The sequence below is a fragment of the Pseudomonas fluorescens Q2-87 genome (genome assembly GCF_000281895.1).
Taxonomy (GTDB): Bacteria; Pseudomonadota; Gammaproteobacteria; order Pseudomonadales; family Pseudomonadaceae; genus Aquipseudomonas; species Aquipseudomonas fluorescens_S.
This window is the reverse complement of the sequence record NZ_CM001558.1, coordinates 511,372-528,414: the sequence shown is the minus strand read 5'-3', so window position 1 is coordinate 528,414 and position 17,043 is coordinate 511,372. Positions and strand designations below refer to the sequence as shown.

Below are 17,043 nucleotides of genomic sequence, written 5' to 3'. Positions count from 1 at the left end.
ATTGCCCTGGGCTACAGGGTTTTCATGAATTCGATCAGGGCCCGTTTGTCGACGTCCGACAGCTGCGTGCCATACAAGTGGCCGCCGTTGTGGTTGCCTTCCAGGCGGGTGTCATACTTGAAGTCCGCCGACGCCTTCATCTGCGCGCCGCTGGTGACGAAGCCGACCTTCTGTTGGTCGTAGACGTCGGAGCCGGTGTAGAACACCTGCGGACGCTGTTCCGGCGGTTGCAGCAGATCCCACAGGGTCGGCACCGAGCCGTTGTGCAGGTACGGCGCGCGCAGCCAGACGCCATCGGTGGGGGTGTTGCTATAGCTTTGGGTCTTGCGGTACGCGTTGAAGTCGAACGGTGGTTTCTTGAAGCCGTGGAATGCTGTCACCAAACCTTCAGTGAAAGAGTTGAGTCGATGGGGATCGGTGCCCAACTGGTCGATGTGGGTGGTGACCTGGCCGGTGTCGGTGCGGCCGAAATCGTGGCAACCGGCGCAGTTCTGGTCCCAGATCGGTTTGCCCTGGGCGACTTTCGCCTGGTCCAGGGCGAACGGCCACGTGGGCGCCTTGTGGCCCAGCAGCCAGTTGGTCACGCGGTTGAAACTCGGTGGCAACACCGATTGCGGCGTCGCGCCCACGGCCATCGCCGCTGCGTAGTTGCGCTCGTGGATGTCGTTGTTATTGCCATCCCAGTGCAGATACAAGGACTCGCGGGGCTTCTGGTTCCAGACTTGCGGCAGGTCCACGGTGCCGATGGTTGAATCATCCGGGAATCCGAACACCACCATTTTGGTCGGGTTGAAGGTGTCGGTCCGTCCTGGCCCTTGGGCTGGACGCAACTTCTGCCAGGCATAGGCCTGCTTCTGCTTGAGCAGCGCGCTCTTGGCCATCGGGATGATCAGGTAGCGGTTGTAGAGCTTTTCAAAGAAACCCAGTTGGAATTTACTGTTGATCGCCGTCATCACCGCATCGGGGGTGAATTTCGGATCGCTGGCACAATCGTAGGCGAACCACTGGAAGGCTTGCAGCTGCAGGGTATTGGCCGGCGCGGTGGCGACCGGAACCGCGACATCGGTGGCATTGGCCCGATAGGAACCGGTGTGGCAAAGGGCGCAGTTGGGCTCGACCGTGGGGTAGCCGAGCTGCCGCTTGGCCATGCCGATGGGCAGGTCGTTGCCGTTCTCGTAGAGGAAACCGAACACCTCATAACCGCCAGGCTTGGGCAGTTTTTCCGGGCACATCTGCGGCAGCACAGCGAACAGGTAGTACGGGATGCGCGCCTCGATACCCAGGCCGATGGCGGCATATTTGTAGTGGTCCTCATCGGAGGCGAAGTCCGCTTGCGGCACCTCGCGGATCATCTGGTACCAGGTCTGATAGCCGATGAAACCCAGCAGCAATACCACCACCAGCGTACCGACCTTGAAACCATGGTTCTGCCAGCGCAGCGCCCAGCCGGCGCGCCATTCCCGCCAACCGGCGCAGAGCAAGGCCAGCGGACGATTGGCGGCCGGGCTGCCCAGGTACAGCAGCACGCCCAGGATCAGGAACATGCTCAAGTCACCCATCAACATCGGCTCGAACAACGAGCCCTGGTTGTTGGTGTTGATCAGGTAGATCCAGAACACCACCGCCACCAGCCGCGACAGCACGCACAACCATGAATGCACCACGAAACGCGGCGCATCGAACCCCGAGGGCATGTAGAAAAGGCTGATCCCCACCAGCAACATGCCGCTGTTCTCCAGCCAGGGATCGGACAACACGGGCGGCAGGCCGAGCATGGACGTCAGCAACGCCGGGGCGAACAGCGCCGGGATCGCGAAGACCATGTTCATGACAATCCCGACCCAGATGATGCGTTGGAACCAGCGGATGTAAGTGTTCATGACGTCCGTTTCCTTATTCTTGACTCACCACAAAACCCATGTGGCGAGGGAGCTTGCTCCCGCTGGGCCGCGTAGCGGCCCCCAAGATTCAAAAGCGACGACTGCTTCGCAGCCGAGCGGGAGCAAGCTCCCTCGCCACGGGTCCGCTGTTCTCCTAGCCGAGCGCCGTCTTCTCCAGATGCCCGAGAATGATCGGATACACATCCATCACCGCATCCTTGCCAAACATGCAGTCGATGTGGCCGTAGCCCGGCACCTCGTGGCGGCTGAACAGTTGCGGGCCGTGCATGTCGCACAGTCGCTCATAGGTCTTGAGGGTGCTCTGCGGCAGGTAGCACTGGTTATCGGCGCCGCTGATGAAGCAGATCGGCAACTTCAGCCGGTCGAAGTGCGGCATGTAGACGTCGTTGCCCTTGAAGTCCACCAAGTGCCCCTTGCGCACGATCAGCGCCAGGTGCTCGAAGGTGTGCATGTTCGATTCGCCGAACAGCTCATGCAGGTTGTCGTGCAGGGTTTCGTTGAGGGTGTCGTGGCGGTACAGCGAGGCGTACATGAACGTGATGCGGTGGCAGACCGGGTTGGTGCAGTAGCCCTGGGCCTCGATCCGGGCATAGCCGTTGAGGGCCTTGTCGTAGAGTTTGTTGAACCAGGTTTCCTTGGTGTCGGCGTAGGCGGTAAGCGACTTGATGCCAATGGCATCGAGCATCCCCGGCAGGTGCAGGCCGGCCTTCAAACCCGTCGCAGTGGCCACTACCACATCGGTGGCTATCTGCGAGCAGACCACCGAGCGCACCCCTTGCAAGCCCGCCAGCATCGACATGAAGAAGGTCGTCGCACCGTAGCAATGCACCACGCATTGCACGTCGCGGGCCAGGGTCGCCTGCTGGATCTGCTCGATGGCGGCCTTGAAATCGTATTGGGCCACCTGGTCGCCATTCCATTCATTCTTGCTGGCCGGCAGCAAAATGCTCACACGCAGATCCAACAACCAGACGTCGTAGTCGTGCTTGCACAAGTACTCCAGCAGGTTGGTATGGATGGTGTCGGTGGAGAAAATATTCGAGCCAACGCCCAGGCCGTGCACCAGCATCACCGGGCCCTTGCTGCCCGCCTGGTAACGGGTCAGGCGCAGCTCGACGTTGTCTTCGGTCTGGAAGAAATGCACGGTCGGCGCTGGCGCGTCCAAGGGCCGCTTGATGCGAGGTGGCGCATCCGGATTGAAGTAGACATCACCGGCAAACACCCCGCCGTAACTTTCCCACAAGATACCGGCGAAGAATTTTCCGAACCGCGCCAATGCCTCGACGCGCTCGCGTTCATTGCGGGCGTTGAGCACTTTCATGGTGGTCATCTGCTTGGCGAAGTCGGCCGGCAGAATGTGCATCACCCCCGAGCCAATCACCGCACCGGTCTTGTCCGGCCCGCGATACAGGGTGACATACAGCGTGCTGGTGTCGTGCCAGATGTTCAGCACGCCGTTATCCTCGGGCACGGTCTTGAAGGCGCTGAAGTAGTAGTCATTGCCGTCTTCGGCGCTCAGCTTCATGTCGTAGTTCATGTGCCGCACGCCAACCTGTTCCTGGTACTGCTCGAACAGATTGAACACGCCGTTGCTGGCGACCAGCGGTTGCGGCGAGAGCAGCGGCGCATCCAGCGTGCCCACCAGGGTCGCGGCGTGCTCCGGCTCCTTGATCAGGCGGTTGAGGTCGTCGGCGGTGATGGTCAGGGTGAATTCGATAGGCGAGTTTTCAGCCTTGCCACGCTTGGCCGCCGCTTCGTATAACGTGAGATCGGTGCCCTGGGGCTGGGTGAAGGCTGTGGAAAAATAACCCTTCATGGTTTCGGTGAACTGCACGCCGAGGGTCGGCGCGGCCACCGGTTTGCGCGGGGCCGACGGCAGCGTGTAGTCGATGATCCAACCCCGGTCGGCCGCCAGCAGCCCCATGTTGCGCTCACTCACCGCCGAGATGGTCAGCAGCGGATTGACCGCCAGCGACGTCGGGATCACCGCACCATCGGTGACATACAGGCCAGGGTAGACGTCGGTTCCGCTGGCGCCACTGAACACTTGGCCCTTGTGGTTGACCACGCCTTGCGTCGCATCTTCGCCCATCACACAACCGCCCAACGGGTGGACCGAGACGATGCTGTGCTTGAGCAGCTTGGTCCAGATCGGGTTCTCGACCCAGATCCCGCCCAACGCCTTGGTGCTCTGGTGCAAGCGCTCGTTGCCGAGGGTGACGTTTTCCTGTTCGCCGACGCCGGGCCAATCGATGCGCAACTGATCCTTGTTGTCGAGCAGCATGCGGCCCTTGCCATCGTCGTGGCTCATGATGAGGTAGGTCTGCATGTTATGCAGCGCGCCGTAGTAAGGACCTCGCAGAAAACTCTCGGCTTCGCGGCCCTTGTATTTGAGGCTGGCGCCGAAGCCCGTGTCGGTGGGCACGCCGATCATTTCCGAGAACGCGGCCATGCTCGGCACCATCGGCCGACCGAGGGCCCCGGGGATCGAGCCTTCCTCGATGACCATGCGGCTGCGCCAGTCGCCCTCGGTGCGCATGTCGATGACCGAGGTAATGCACGGCCCCACCGCTTCGAGTTCCTTGGCCGAATGGGCGCCGAAGCCAATCCCGTTGATGGTCTGGTCGCAGTTATGGCCGAACCCGAGGATGTCGCCGTTGCCGCTCATGTTCTCGCCCAGTTGGCCGGACATCGGCAGGCCTTTATCCCGGGAACGCAACAGGATCTCGGTGGAACCCAGGGTCCCGGCGGACACCACCACGATGTCGGCGCGCACGAACAGCGTGGGTGCCGAGAACATCTCGCGGCCGCTGTCCAGGTATTGGAAATGCACGATCCAACCGTTGCCGTCGCGCTCCAGGTGCCGCACCTGGGCCTGGCAGAAAATCTCCGCACCGTGGTTCCAGGCATCGGGCAGGTAATTCATCAGCGTGGTGTTCTTGGCCTTGTTGTTACAGCCCGAGACGCAATCGCCGCACCCGTTGCAGGGCAGTTGTTCGACGCCGACGTGGTTGAGGTTGTTGTCCAGCTTGTCGAAAGTCACGTTGATCGGCGGCTTGTAGAAGTGCGCACCTTGCTTGAGATAGTCCGCCGACTTTTTATGGGCGTCGAGCTTGGGCAGGTTCGGCCCGGAGGCTGGATAAGGGTTGGGCTTGAGCATTTCCCGGGCCCGCGCATAACCGTCCTTGAGCAGGGTGTCGCGGTGCTCACGTACCGCCAGTGGCCAGCGCGGATCGTCGAAGACCCCGGGTTCCGGTTCCAGCGCAACGTTGGCGTTGATCAGCGAAGTGCCGCCCAGGCCACAACCGACCACCACGTTCTGCTGGGCGTTGACGTGCAAGTCGAACAACCCGGTGCGCGAACCGATGTGGCCGTCCGGATCGTGCACCTGCAACTCCTCGGTCGCCGCGAGCATGGTGTTGGGGTATTCGCCGGGTTGGATTTCCCGGCCACGCTCCAGCAGGCACACCTTGCGTCCGGCCCGGGAGAGGCGCGAGGCGGCAATGCCGCCGCCATAGCCGGAACCGATGACGATAACGTCGTAGTGTTCCTGGATTTGGCTGATGGGGGTCGATATCCGTGTCATGTTCAAGTCCTCTCAGGCAGAAGGGGCAACTCTGCGGTTGCCTGCGAATCGACAGGCGCACGAACGCCTGGCCACTCTTCCCGTACAGGTTCGAGCGGCAGTCAGCGGTGCTACAGGGGGAAAAGCCGAACGCTATAGACGCGCACGCTGGTTAGCGGCGCGACGGTGGATACGCTTGTGCAACGAGGTGGGAGGTGTCGGGACGCAGGTTACGGGTGAAAGCGGATGCGAGCGGGGATCCTTGCCATCCATCCTGTGTTCTCCCTGAACCTGATGTGGATAAAGTTGCGATGTCCTTGTGCCATGGAGTGAAGACAGCCGACAGCCCATCGTCAAGGCAGTTCTTTAGAACTGTATGAAATTTGATCTATCGCGATTTGGGCTATACGCACCGAGGCTTGCAGCATTCAACGAACAAGTTATCCACATGGCCACCCACAGCAAATGGGGACAAGTGTGCCTACTGCCGACATTTATTCAGCGACAAAGCGAATAAAAACCGTGACTTATGAATAAAGTCGATTTCCCAGGCACATAGGTTGTTTTTTGATCGAATCGTTGCAGGGCCCGTTAATAAAGGGCTGTAGTGGTAAGCGAACACCTTATCCACAGAAGGACCAACAGCGTTTGGGGGTAATTTTGACTGTTCTGTGGAAAACCGCCTCCGGAGCGTATAAATCGGGGTTTTCACGTGATAACTCAGATAAAAACAACGAATAGATCATTTAATGATCAATCTTGCGCAGACCCCGTTCCGTATGGCTTGCAGAGGATAGCGAACATCTTATCCACAGAAGCGCCAACAGAGATTGGGGGCAACTGTGATTTCAATTCGGTCTTTGTTCACAGAGAAAAGCCAGTAAAAACCGCAGGTTAGGCTGGCTATTTTTTGATCGCAGGCTTGCAGGGCCTGATTGGCGTGGCGTACAGCGATGGGCGAACAGCTTATCCACAGGCGGACGCACAGGGATTGTGAGTAACCATGGAACTTACTGTGGGAGCGGGCTTGCTCGCGAAAGCGGTGTGTCAGCTAGGGCAAAATCGCCTGACACTCCGCTTTCGCGAGCAAGCCCGCTCCCACAAGGGTCTCGCGGGTGTTCCTGGATTCAGCGAACCACCCCTTCCTCGACCAACAACTTGAGAATCGCCTCGGCCCCGGCTTCCGGGCTCACGCCCTTGAGCACCTGGCCGCCTCCGCCGCTGGCCTTGGCCGTGGCGGCTTTCATGCGGTCGGCGCCGCTCTTGGCCTTGATCACTTTCAAGCGTTTGGGGCGTGGTTTGGCCGGTTGCAGGGTCGCCACCGCCAACAAGGTGTCGTCGATCACCTCCACCTCTTCAGCGTGCAAGGCCCCGCGCCGGGCCGGGCCGAAGGCGCTTTGCCGAGGCTTGGGCGCAGCGTTATCCACAGTGGCCAGAAACGGCAGGCGTACTTTCAGTCGACGCCGCTGGCCCCGGGGCAACGCTTGCAGCACCAGCGCCACGCCGTTGTCGATGGATTCGACCTGGGCCAGCCCCACCACCAGCGGCCAGCCGAGGTTTTCCGCCAGCAGGAATGGGAGCATCCCTGAACCTTCACCGGTTTCCGCCTGGCTGCCGGTGAGCACAACCTGGGCACCGGCGTCACGCAGGTAGTCAGTCAGGGCCGGCAATGCGTCGGCACCAACGGGGTTATCCAGCACATGAAGTTCGTCCAGGCCCATGCCCAGGTAGGCGCGCAAGGCCGGTTCGGCCACGTCGCCGGCGTGCAGCACTTGCAGCTCGCTGCCAGCCAGTTGCAGGCCCAGCTCCACGGCCCGGGCGTCCTGCTCAGCACGGCGCGGCCGACCGGAGGTCGGATGGGCGCCGATGGACACGAGGCTGATCACTTGGGTACTCATCAACTCATCCTTCTCTTAAGCCGCTTCGCGCTTGGCTTCGTTGCGGTAAGCCTCTACCGCCGCGATCAAGGCCTGGAGAATCGCCGCGCTGTCACCGATCACCGACAGGTCTGCCCGCTTGATCATGTCGCAGCCCGGGTCGAGGTTGATCGCCACCACCTTGTCGCAGGCACCGATGCCTTGCAGATGCTGGATCGCCCCGGAAATTCCCACGGCCACATAGACTCGCGCCGTGACCCAGGTGCCAGACGCACCGACCTGGCGGTCACGGGCCATGAAACCATCGTCCACCGCTACCCGCGATGCACCTTCGGTAGCTCCCAGGGCCGCCGCGGTCTGGTGGAACAGCGCCCAGTCTTTGACACCATTGCCGCCAGAGAAAATGAATTCGGCTTCGGCCATCGGGATCGCCCCCGGGTCCACCGCGACTGCGCCCAGGTCTTCGATACGCGACAGGCTGCGCGCCACGCTTGTGGATAACTCCACAGGCAACGCTTCGTGACGGGTTTCGCTGACCGGCTCAGCGCACTCAGCCGCCGCCAGGATCAAGCGCGCCAATGGCCGCGCCAGGTCTTGCAGGCCTGCACCGGCACGCCCGATGCACTCCTCGCCCTTGACCTGCCAGACCCGGGTGGCCGGGCGTTCGCCCAGGGCCGCAGCAAAACGTCGGCCCAATTCGCCACCACCGGTGCGGCTGTCGGGCAGCAACCAATGACGTGGGTTGAATTGGTTATCCACAGCCCGCAGGCCTTGCACCCGTTGTTCCGGTGCATAACCGCTGAACGCCTCGCCTTCGAGTACCAGCAAGCGGTCGACGCCGGCCGTGGCGAAGGCGTTTTCCTTGTGCTCGCCGAAGACCACCGCCAGCACCGCACCATCGCTACCGGCCAACTGATGCGCCAGGCCGAGCAGGTCGCGGTCGTGGCTGCTGAGGCGGCCACCGACCATGTCGGGTACCACGCTGATGTAGAACGCCGGTTGCGGCACCTGATGCAGCGGCAATTGCACTTCAACGGCGGCGGTGCGCTTGCTCGCGCCACCCTGTTGGGCACCGCTGCGGTCGATGCGTTTGATGCCGTTGGGGCCGATGAAACCGACGCCATGGACATTCTTGCGGATAACGCCGTTAGGGCCCATCCAGCTTTGTTGTACCGGTTGCATGGCCGCGTGCAGCGGGTGCAAGCGGTTGCGGGCGATCCACTCGGCGCGAGGGTCGCGGCGGATAATGTCGCTCATTAATGCACCTCCGCGGGTTCACGTTTGGCTGGAGTCACGGGCTTGCTCGGGGCGGTGTCTTCGAGCAGGGCATCGGCCACCAACTCGGCGATGTCCTTGATCAGCGGCCGTGGTTCGACCACGCCCTCAAGCATCGCGGTGCATTGTGGACAACCCACGGCCACCAGTTCGGCGCCGGTTTCGCGGATGTCTTCCATACGCATGTCGGGAATCCGCTGTTTGCCAGGGATGTCGGTGATCGGCGCACCGCCGCCACCGCCGCAGCAACGCGAACGGAAACCGGAACGCTGCATCTCCTTGACCTCGATACCCAGCGCACGCAGCACCTGGCGCGGCGCCTCGTATTCGCCGTTGTAGCGACCCAGGTAGCAAGGATCGTGATAGGTCACGCTGTCGCCTTTGTGCTGACCCAGATTAAGCCCGCCGGCCTCGATGATTTCTGCCATATAGGTGCTGTGGTGTTGCACCCGGTAGTTGCCATCGAAGGCGCCGTATTCGTTTTTCAACACGTGGAAGCTGTGGGGATCGCAGGTGACGATGCGGTTGAAACTGTATTTGGCCAGGGTCTGGATGTTGCGCTTGGCCAACAGTTGGAACGTCGCTTCATCGCCCAGGCGGCGAGCCACGTCACCGCTGTCACGCTCTTCGAGGCCGAGCACGGCGAAGTCGATTTTCGCCGCCTTGAGCACTTTGACGAACGCGCGCAGGGTGCGTTGGTTACGCATGTCGAAGGCGCCGTCGCCGACCCAGAACAGCACGTCGGTGGATTTCTTCTCGCTGAGCAGGTTCAGGTTCAGGTCCGCCGCCCAGTTCATCCGCCCACCCGGGGCAAAGCCGCCCGGGTTGTCGGTGGCGATGAGGTTTTCCAGCACCTCGGCGCCCTTGTTCGGCGTGGCGCCTTTTTCCAGGGTCAGGTGGCGACGCATGTCGACGATGGCATCGACGTGCTCGATCATCATCGGACATTCCTCGACGCACGCCCGGCAGGTGGTGCAGGACCACAGCGTCTCGGCGTCCACCAGGCCGTTGACGATTGGCTGATGCGGATTACCGCTGTGTTCGCCCACCGCCTTGCCAGGGTACGGACTGCCGGCAAACTTCGCGTCGGTGCCGCCGGCCAGGCCAACGACCATGTCCTGGATGAGTTTTTTCGGGTTCAGCGGCTGGCCGGCGGCGAAGGCCGGGCAAGCGGCTTCGCACTTGCCACACTGCACGCAAGCATCGAAACCGAGCAGTTGGTTCCAAGTGAAATCCTTGGGTTTCTCAACGCCCAGCGGCGCCGCCGGATCGTTCAGGTCCAGCGGCTTGAGGCCCGTGGAACGGCCGCCGCCAAAGCGCTCGGCGCGGCGATGCCAGGCCAGGTGCAGGGCACCGGCGAAGGCATGCTTCATCGGCCCGCCCCAGGTCATGCCGAAGAACATTTCCGACACGCCCCACAGCACGCCCAGGCCCAGCAATGTCACCAACACCCAACCGCCGAAGTCCGCCGGCAGGATCCCGGCCACCGGCAAGGTCACCAGGAAGAAGCTGATGGAAAACGCGAACAGGCTCTTGGGCAGACGCATCCAGGGGCCTTTCGACAGCCGTGCCGGTGGATTGCGGCGACGCAGGGCAATGAAGATCGCACCGCTGAACATCAGCAGGGTGGCGAACAACAATGCATAGCCCAGGATGCGGTTCTGCAGGCCGAAGCCGTGCACCAGGATTGCCAGCACTGCCGCCAGCACAAAACCACCCGCCGTGGCGACGTGGGTGTTGGCGATGTACTTGTCCCGCGCGACCACATGGTGCAAATCCACCATGTAGCGCTTGGGCATGGCGAAGAGACCGCCGATCAGGTCGACCTTGGCCGGTCGGCCCCGGCGCCACATGTTCACCCGCCGCAAGGCGCCAAGGACCGCGAGGCCCAGGGCAGCAAACAGCAGGATGGGGAGAAGGGTGTTCAACATAGGTGTTGCTCCCAAAGACCTCAGGGTCTTGCAGGTCGAGATGCCTTACTCGGTTCCTGTGGGAGCGAGCTTGCTCGCGAATGCATTTTGTCAGTCACATCAGGATTGACTGACCCACCGCTTTCGCGAGCAAGCTCGCTCCCACAGGGTCATGTGCAAGCTTTAGAAATCCTTGCACAACCGCAGGGCGTCGTAGATGGCCGCGTGGGTATTACGCTGGGCCACGCAGTCGCCGATGCGGAACAGCAGGTAGCCATCACCGCTCTGCTCCAGGCACGGTTGGGGCTTGATCGCGAACAGGGCTTCGACGTCGATCTGGCCCTTGTTGCGCGAACCTTCCTTGAGTGCGTAGTAGATTTCTTCGTCCGGCCGCACACCGTTCTCCACCACAACCTGGTCGACCACGCGTTCTTCCTTGGCCCCGGTGTATTCGTTCTCCAGCACCGCCACCAGCTTGTCGCCTTCGCGGTAGACCTTCTCCAGCATCATGTCCCCGGTCATGATCACTTCCTTGGGGTACATGCTGCGGTAATAGGTAGGGAACGAGGTCCCGCCAATCGCCACGCCCGGCTTGATGTCGTCGGTGACGATCTCGACCTGGCTGCCCTTGTCGGCGAGGAAATCGGCCACCGACATACCGGTGAATTCGCAGATGGTGTCGTAGACCAACACGTTCTTGCCCGGTGCAACCTTGCCGTCGAGCACGTCCCAGCTGCTGACCACCAGCCCTTCGGCGGCGCCCCAGTGCTCGTTCTGCTCCAGGAACGGATGCCCGCCGACGGCCAGCACCACCACGTCCGGACGCAAGTCCATGATGGTCGCCGCATCCGCCGCCACGCCCAGGCGCAGGTCGACTTTCAGCCGCGCCAGCTCCAGCTGGAACCAGCGGGTGATACCGGCGATCTGGTCCCGTTGCGGGGCTTTCGAGGCCGTGGTGATCTGCCCACCGATGAATTCTTTCTTCTCGAACAGGGTCACCTCGTGCCCACGTTCGGCGGCCACGCGTGCTGCTTCCATCCCGGCCGGGCCGGCACCCACGACCACCACCTTGCGTTTCGGCCCGGTGGACTTCTCGATGATGTGCGGCACGCCCATGTATTCACGGGACGTCGCGGCGTTCTGGATGCACAGCACGTCCAGGCCCTGGTACTGACGGTCGATGCAGTAGTTGGCGCCGACGCACTGCTTGATCTGGTCGATCTGGCCCATCTTGATCTTGGCGATCAGGTGCGGGTCGGCGATGTGCGCACGAGTCATGCCGACCATGTCGACGTAACCGCCCTCGAGGATCCGCGTGGCCTGGTTCGGGTCCTTGATGTTCTGCGCGTGCAGCACCGGGACCTTGACCACTTCCTTGATACCGGCGGCCAAGTGCAGGAACGGCTCCGGTGGATAACTCATGTTCGGGATAACGTTGGCCAGGGTGTTGTGGGTGTCGCAACCCGAGCCCACCACGCCGATGAAATCCAGCATGCCGGTGTCGTCGTAGTACTTGGCGATCTGCTTCATGTCCTCGTGGGACAAGCCGTCCGGGTGGAATTCGTCACCGCACAGGCGCATGCCCACGCAGAAATCGTCACCCACTTCGGCGCGCACGGCCTTGAGCACTTCCAGGCCGAATTTCATCCGGCCTTCGAAGCTGCCGCCCCATTCGTCGGTACGCTTGTTGACCCGCGGGCTCCAGAACTGGTCGATCATGTGCTGGTGCACGGCGGACAGCTCGACGCCGTCCAGGCCACCGGCCTTGGCCCGCTTGGCGGCGCTGGCGTAGTTGCCGATCACCCGCCAGATTTCTTCCGGCTCGATGGTCTTGCAGGTGGCGCGATGCACCGGCTCACGCACGCCGGACGGCGACATCAAGGTCGGCCAGTTGAAGCCGTCCCAGCGCGAGCGACGGCCCATGTGGGTAATCTGGATCATGATCTTGGCGCCATGCTTGTGCATGGCATCGGCCAGGTTCTGGAAGTGCGGGATGATGCGGTCGGTGGACAGGTTCACCGAGCTCCACCATTCCTGCGGGCTGTCGATGGCAACCACCGACGAGCCCCCGCAAATGGCCAGGCCGATGCCACCCTTGGCCTTCTCTTCGTAATACTTCACGTACCGGTCGGTGGTCATCCCGCCGTCGGTGGCATAGACCTCGGCGTGGGCGGTGCTGAGCACGCGGTTACGGATGGTCAGTTTGCCGATCTGGATCGGCTGGAACATTGCTTCAAAAGCCATGGCGCGATCCTCGACTTACAACGGCTTGACGATGAACAGGCCGTCGTCGTGGCCTTCTTCGGAACCGCCGTAGACCTGCTCGGCCACAGTGCGGATCTTGCTGCCGCGAGCGGCGAGGATCTGGTCCATGGCGCCGGCAAACCAGCCGGTGAACATATAGTCGACCTTGCGCCCGACCTTGCCGTAAACATAGACGAACGCCGAGTGCTCGAGCTTGACGCTGGCGGTGCCTTTGTCGAGGTCGATGTCCTGGATTTTGAACAGGCCCCAGCCGCGTTGCGACAGGCGCTTCATGTAGTGCTCGAACACCGCGACGCCTTCCAGGCCGTGGCATTCGGCTTCTTTTTCACACCAGTGCCAGGCGGACTTGTAGCCAGCCTTGTAGAGAATCTCGGCGTAGGCGTCGGCGCCCAGCACTTCCTCGATGCCCATGTGGTTGTTGACGAAGAAGTGACGCGGCACGTAGAGCATCGGCAGGGCGTCGGAGGTCCAGACACCGGTTTCGCTGTCGACTTCGATAGGCAGTTGCGGGGCGATCTTGGCCATGAAACGTTAACTCCAGAAAATTCGTAGTCAGTGCTTAGCAATGCTTTTGCTTCGCTCTTATAAACCAGCCGTGTGAATGACTTTGGAGCCGTAGCGAGCACGTCGAGAGCAAGGAAGGACCGGAGCGACAAGCGAGACAGTACGGGACGTACGGCGAGCTTGGCGCGAGGACCTGACGCAGCTATCGGCGAGCGGAGTAGGCTCCTGAGTTATTCATTCGCCCCAGACGTCTTTCAGGACGCTTACCCAGTTTTCACCCATGATCTTGCGCACCACCCGCTCTGGATGGCCGCGCTTGAGCAGCGTTTCGGTGAGGTTCGGGAACTCGCCCACGGTGCGGATGCCCAGGGGGTTGATGATCTTGCCGAAGCTGGTCAGACGACGGGCATAGCCCTTGTCGTGGGTCAGCATTTCGAAGAAGTCCTGGCCGTGGCCCTGGGTGAAGTCGGTGCCGATGCCGATGGCGTCTTCGCCGACGATGTTCATGGTGTATTCGATGGCTTCGGCGTAGTCGTCGATGGTCGAATCGATGCCCTTGGCCAGGAACGGCGCGAACATGGTCACGCCGACAAAGCCGCCGTGGTCGGCGATGAACTTCAGCTCTTCATCGGACTTGTTGCGCGGATGTTCTTTCAGGCCGGACGGCAGGCAGTGGGAATAGCAGACCGGTTTCTTCGATTCGAGGATGACTTCTTCGGAAGTCTTGGAACCGACATGGGAGAGGTCGCACATGACGCCGACCCGGTTCATCTCGGCAACGATTTCGCGACCGAAGCCCGACAGGCCACCGTCACGCTCATAGCAACCGGTGCCCACCAGGTTCTGGGTGTTGTAGCACATCTGCACCACGCCAACGCCAAGCTGCTTGAAGATCTCGACGTAGCCGAGTTGGTCTTCGAACGCGTGGGCGTTCTGGAAGCCGAAGATGATGCCGGTCTTGCCCTGTTCCTTGGCGCGGCGGATATCGGCGGTGGTTTTCACCGGGATCACCAGGTCGCTGTTCTCGCGGATCAGCTTCTGGCTGGCGACGATATTGTTGATGGTCGCCTGGAAGCCTTCCCACACCGACACGGTGCAGTTGGCGGCGGTCAGCCCACCCTTGCGCATATCTTCGAACAGTTCACGGTTCCACTTGGCAATGATCAGCCCGTCGATAACGATGCTGTCGGCGTGCAATTCGGCTGGGCTCATCAGGCAGTCCCCTTTTGTCAGATCCACGCGCCGAATCGTGTGCCGGCGCTTTGGGGCCAGCATATGCCTGAGGGCCGTGGCGACCGGGTGCAAAAACGACAGGGGAATTGCCGAAAGCGTCAATCCGCGACAAAGGGTCATGGCCGCTCCACCCTGCCCGTCTGTTCTTTACCCGTCGCTTGCGCCAGAATCCGCCGCATCACTGGTTTTCACTGGACTGAGCGGCGACGCGATGAAATCACTTTTCCTGGCTTTGGCATTGATCAGCACCGTGGCCCACGCCACCGAAGACACCGAACAAAACCCCTGCGACGCGGTGGAAAACGACGTCCAGACCCTGGCCTGCTCGGCCTATGGCAAGACCGCCGCCGAACAACTGCTCAATGAGAACCTGCAAAGCCTCAACGAACGCCTGCAAACCCGCTACGCCAGCGACAAGGCGCAACTCAACGACATCACCGCCAAGATCAAGGCCGCCCAGCAACTGTGGCTAAAACAGCGCGAAGCCGACTGCGCCATCGCCGCCTTCCCGGCCAAACCCGGCAGCGAAGCCTACAAAATCGCCGAAAACGACTGCATGGCCCAGGTGAGCGATGATCGGTCGGAGTTTTTGGAGTCGATTGGGCAGGAGTAAGCTGCACACCCCCTCAAGCAAAGAGATTCACATGAAAACCTGCGGCATCGAAATCAAAGGCAGCGAAGCGATCATCGCCGTTGCCTCGCTGGATCAGCTGGCCTTGACCCACGTCGCGCTGAACACCAAGAAAATCGCCCTGGACGACGATGACGAAGCCGCCAACGTCAAGGCGTTTGCCGCTCAGGTGCGGGCATTCGTGGCTGAGCATGGTATCGAACGCATCGCCATCAAGAAGCGCAGCAAGAAAGGCGAGTTCGCCGGCGGACCGACCACGTTCAAGATTGAAGGGGTTTTTCAATTGCTGGAGGATTGCGAGGTGACGCTGCTGTCACCGCAGACCATCAACGCGCAGCACAAGAAACATGACTTCGCCTTGCCAGCGACGCTGAACAAATATCAGCATGAGGCCTACAAGGCAGCGTGTTCGGCGTTGCTGAAAAAATAAATGCGTTTCCCCTGTGGAATGCGCCCCCCCGTGGCGAGGGAGCTTGCTCCCGCTGGGGCGCGCAGCGGCCCTCGCTTTTTTGGGGCTGCTACGCAGCCCAGCGGGAGCAAGCTCCCTCGCCACAGGTGTAGGCGGACATCAGGCTTTTATCCCCGTTTATGGCGACAGGTATAATTTATAGTCGCGGGAATAATTGAGTATAAAAGCCTCTCAAACCAGCTCCCGCCCGTCCCCAATCACCGCCGGGTCTTCTCAAACCAGATACGACTGGTTCTATGGGATGATCCCCGTGGATCCATGGGTCAGCGTTTCCCAAAGGTAATGAAATTTTCCTTTGACTGGGCGGTGCTTTTGCAGGAACAGCGACGTCTGCGGCAGGGAAGCGCCTTGACGCAACGCGTAGTGATTGAATCCTATTTCGAACGTGCCGACCGTATCGTTCCTGTATCCATCATAGGACTTGCATAGTTTTGCCTGATCACCATTTTGATAGGCACTGTGCAACTCCATCGCCGCCGCAATGCGTAACGCGGCCTGGCTGGTTTGATCCCCATATAAATCAATCCCTTGTAAACGTGCGCTCTCCGCAACGTTGATTATTGCCGCCAGACCATAAGCCGCATGCTCAAAGTCCCGGCAACTTTCTTGCGACAAACCTTCCACGTAGACTTCAGGGCTACTCCAGTGCGCATTAACTTGTGCGTTGCTACGCGAGCACCACGGAGCATTCTTCGGACGTGCGCCATCGGAGGAGAGATAAATATAGGACGGAACAAGGCCACGCCACTTCGCAACGGCGTCATCCAACCACGCCTGTTTTTTATTGAATACAGCAATATTAAACATTGCTTCAATGGCACTTGCATGCCAGTTCTTGTTATAGCAACTATAACTCCCGGAAAAAGCACGCAGCACGTCAGGATAATACTGCCTGGCAAATAACCTGGTCACTTTGTCTTTTTCCGGCTGGGGCCAACCATCGTAGGAATATTTGACAATTTCAGCGGCTCTGGTAAACAACGCTGCCGTCCATGCAGCTTGCAAGGGACCATTACTATTGGTGTGACCACCGATCAGTGTGTCGGCCCAAGCATTGAGGATTTTTCGTACATTCTCTGCATACCGAGGGTCACCGCTCAGCCGCCATAATAAAGCCTGCGTGTAGGCTGCCCGGGCGTCTCTGGTCTCGTCCGAACAGCCGTTATTGGGATTGGAATACGAGCCACACTCTACCGTCGTCCAAGGCGTCGGCTCGTAATTTCTATCGCCCAAGGGGTCTTGCAGGGCTTTTTCATAAGCGCTCCTCCAAGGCTCTCGATGTATATTTTCCTTCACGTACTGTAATTGCTTGAAGTCCACCAGAATTCCAGGATGGGCGAGATTTGCTTGTACCAAACGACTAACTAATAGCAATACAAAAAAAAGCCAAATATTTCTCTTCATGCACAGCAC

General features: G+C 60.7%; 11 protein-coding genes. 2 read left to right on the top strand and 9 right to left on the bottom strand.

Annotated elements, in window-relative coordinates:
• Positions 1-11 precede the first annotated feature (11 nt).
• The 8 genes from PFLQ2_RS24965 to PFLQ2_RS25000 form a co-directional block, all read right to left on the bottom strand.
• Complete coding sequence (locus PFLQ2_RS24965) at positions 12-1,880, bottom strand: hypothetical protein (protein WP_003177595.1); 1,869 nt, start codon at positions 1,878-1,880, stop codon at positions 12-14.
• Positions 1,881-2,034: 154 nt separating this feature from the next.
• Entirely contained in the window at positions 2,035-5,487 is a 3,453-nt protein-coding gene (locus tag PFLQ2_RS24970) for a GMC oxidoreductase (protein ID WP_003177594.1), read from the bottom strand.
• 1,106 nt (positions 5,488-6,593) lie between these two features.
• Positions 6,594-7,364, bottom strand: coding sequence for an electron transfer flavoprotein subunit beta (locus PFLQ2_RS24975; RefSeq protein WP_003177593.1), 771 nt, complete (start codon positions 7,362-7,364; stop codon positions 6,594-6,596).
• Positions 7,365-7,379: 15 nt separating this feature from the next.
• Positions 7,380-8,600, bottom strand: a complete 1,221-nt coding sequence (locus tag PFLQ2_RS24980) for an electron transfer flavoprotein subunit alpha/FixB family protein (RefSeq protein WP_003177592.1) — start codon at positions 8,598-8,600, stop codon at positions 7,380-7,382.
• Positions 8,600-10,549, bottom strand: coding sequence for a dimethylglycine demethylation protein DgcB (dgcB, locus tag PFLQ2_RS24985; protein ID WP_003177591.1), 1,950 nt, complete (start codon positions 10,547-10,549; stop codon positions 8,600-8,602). Before dgcB ends, PFLQ2_RS24980 begins: the two co-directional genes overlap by 1 nt.
• 162 nt (positions 10,550-10,711) lie before the next feature.
• The gene (dgcA, locus tag PFLQ2_RS24990) at positions 10,712-12,772 is read right to left on the bottom strand and encodes a dimethylglycine demethylation protein DgcA (protein ID WP_003177590.1); all 2,061 of its coding nucleotides are present in this window, start codon (positions 12,770-12,772) and stop codon (positions 10,712-10,714) included.
• 15 nt (positions 12,773-12,787) lie between these two features.
• The gene (locus PFLQ2_RS24995) at positions 12,788-13,318 is read right to left on the bottom strand and encodes a 4-vinyl reductase (RefSeq protein ID WP_003177589.1); all 531 of its coding nucleotides are present in this window, start codon (positions 13,316-13,318) and stop codon (positions 12,788-12,790) included.
• 213 nt (positions 13,319-13,531) lie between these two features.
• On the bottom strand, positions 13,532-14,509 hold the full coding sequence (locus tag PFLQ2_RS25000; protein ID WP_003177588.1) for a dipeptidase: 978 nt from the start codon (positions 14,507-14,509) through the stop codon (positions 13,532-13,534).
• A 232-nt stretch (positions 14,510-14,741) separates the two neighbouring features.
• Between PFLQ2_RS25000 and PFLQ2_RS25005 the strand changes: the two genes are divergently transcribed.
• Together PFLQ2_RS25005 and PFLQ2_RS25010 are read left to right on the top strand one after the other, a co-directional pair.
• Positions 14,742-15,143 (top strand): lysozyme inhibitor LprI family protein, encoded by a 402-nt coding sequence (locus PFLQ2_RS25005; RefSeq protein WP_003177587.1) that lies wholly within the window; start codon positions 14,742-14,744, stop codon positions 15,141-15,143.
• A 31-nt stretch (positions 15,144-15,174) separates the two neighbouring features.
• Entirely contained in the window at positions 15,175-15,591 is a 417-nt protein-coding gene (locus tag PFLQ2_RS25010) for a DUF3010 family protein (RefSeq protein WP_003177586.1), read from the top strand.
• A 273-nt stretch (positions 15,592-15,864) separates the two neighbouring features.
• Here the strand turns inward: PFLQ2_RS25010 and PFLQ2_RS25015 are convergent, their stop codons facing one another.
• On the bottom strand, positions 15,865-17,034 hold the full coding sequence (locus tag PFLQ2_RS25015; protein ID WP_003177585.1) for an alginate lyase family protein: 1,170 nt from the start codon (positions 17,032-17,034) through the stop codon (positions 15,865-15,867).
• Positions 17,035-17,043 lie beyond the last annotated feature (9 nt).

Bases quoted from the DNA above. Each gene is read 5' to 3' on its own strand.
- PFLQ2_RS24980 (WP_003177592.1), bottom strand. From the start codon at position 8,600: ATGAGCGACATTATCCGCCGCGACCCTCGCGCCGAGTGGATCGCCCGC.
- PFLQ2_RS24970 (WP_003177594.1), bottom strand. From the start codon at position 5,487: ATGACACGGATATCGACCCCCATCAGCCAAATCCAGGAACACTACGAC.
- PFLQ2_RS24995 (WP_003177589.1), bottom strand. From the start codon at position 13,318: ATGGCCAAGATCGCCCCGCAACTGCCTATCGAAGTCGACAGCGAAACC.
- PFLQ2_RS25010 (WP_003177586.1), top strand. From the start codon at position 15,175: ATGAAAACCTGCGGCATCGAAATCAAAGGCAGCGAAGCGATCATCGCC.
- PFLQ2_RS25000 (WP_003177588.1), bottom strand. From the start codon at position 14,509: ATGAGCCCAGCCGAATTGCACGCCGACAGCATCGTTATCGACGGGCTG.
- PFLQ2_RS24965 (WP_003177595.1), bottom strand. From the start codon at position 1,880: ATGAACACTTACATCCGCTGGTTCCAACGCATCATCTGGGTCGGGATT.
- dgcB (WP_003177591.1), bottom strand. From the start codon at position 10,549: ATGTTGAACACCCTTCTCCCCATCCTGCTGTTTGCTGCCCTGGGCCTC.
- PFLQ2_RS25005 (WP_003177587.1), top strand. From the start codon at position 14,742: ATGAAATCACTTTTCCTGGCTTTGGCATTGATCAGCACCGTGGCCCAC.
- PFLQ2_RS24975 (WP_003177593.1), bottom strand. From the start codon at position 7,364: ATGAGTACCCAAGTGATCAGCCTCGTGTCCATCGGCGCCCATCCGACC.
- dgcA (WP_003177590.1), bottom strand. From the start codon at position 12,772: ATGGCTTTTGAAGCAATGTTCCAGCCGATCCAGATCGGCAAACTGACC.
- PFLQ2_RS25015 (WP_003177585.1), bottom strand. From the start codon at position 17,034: ATGAAGAGAAATATTTGGCTTTTTTTTGTATTGCTATTAGTTAGTCGT.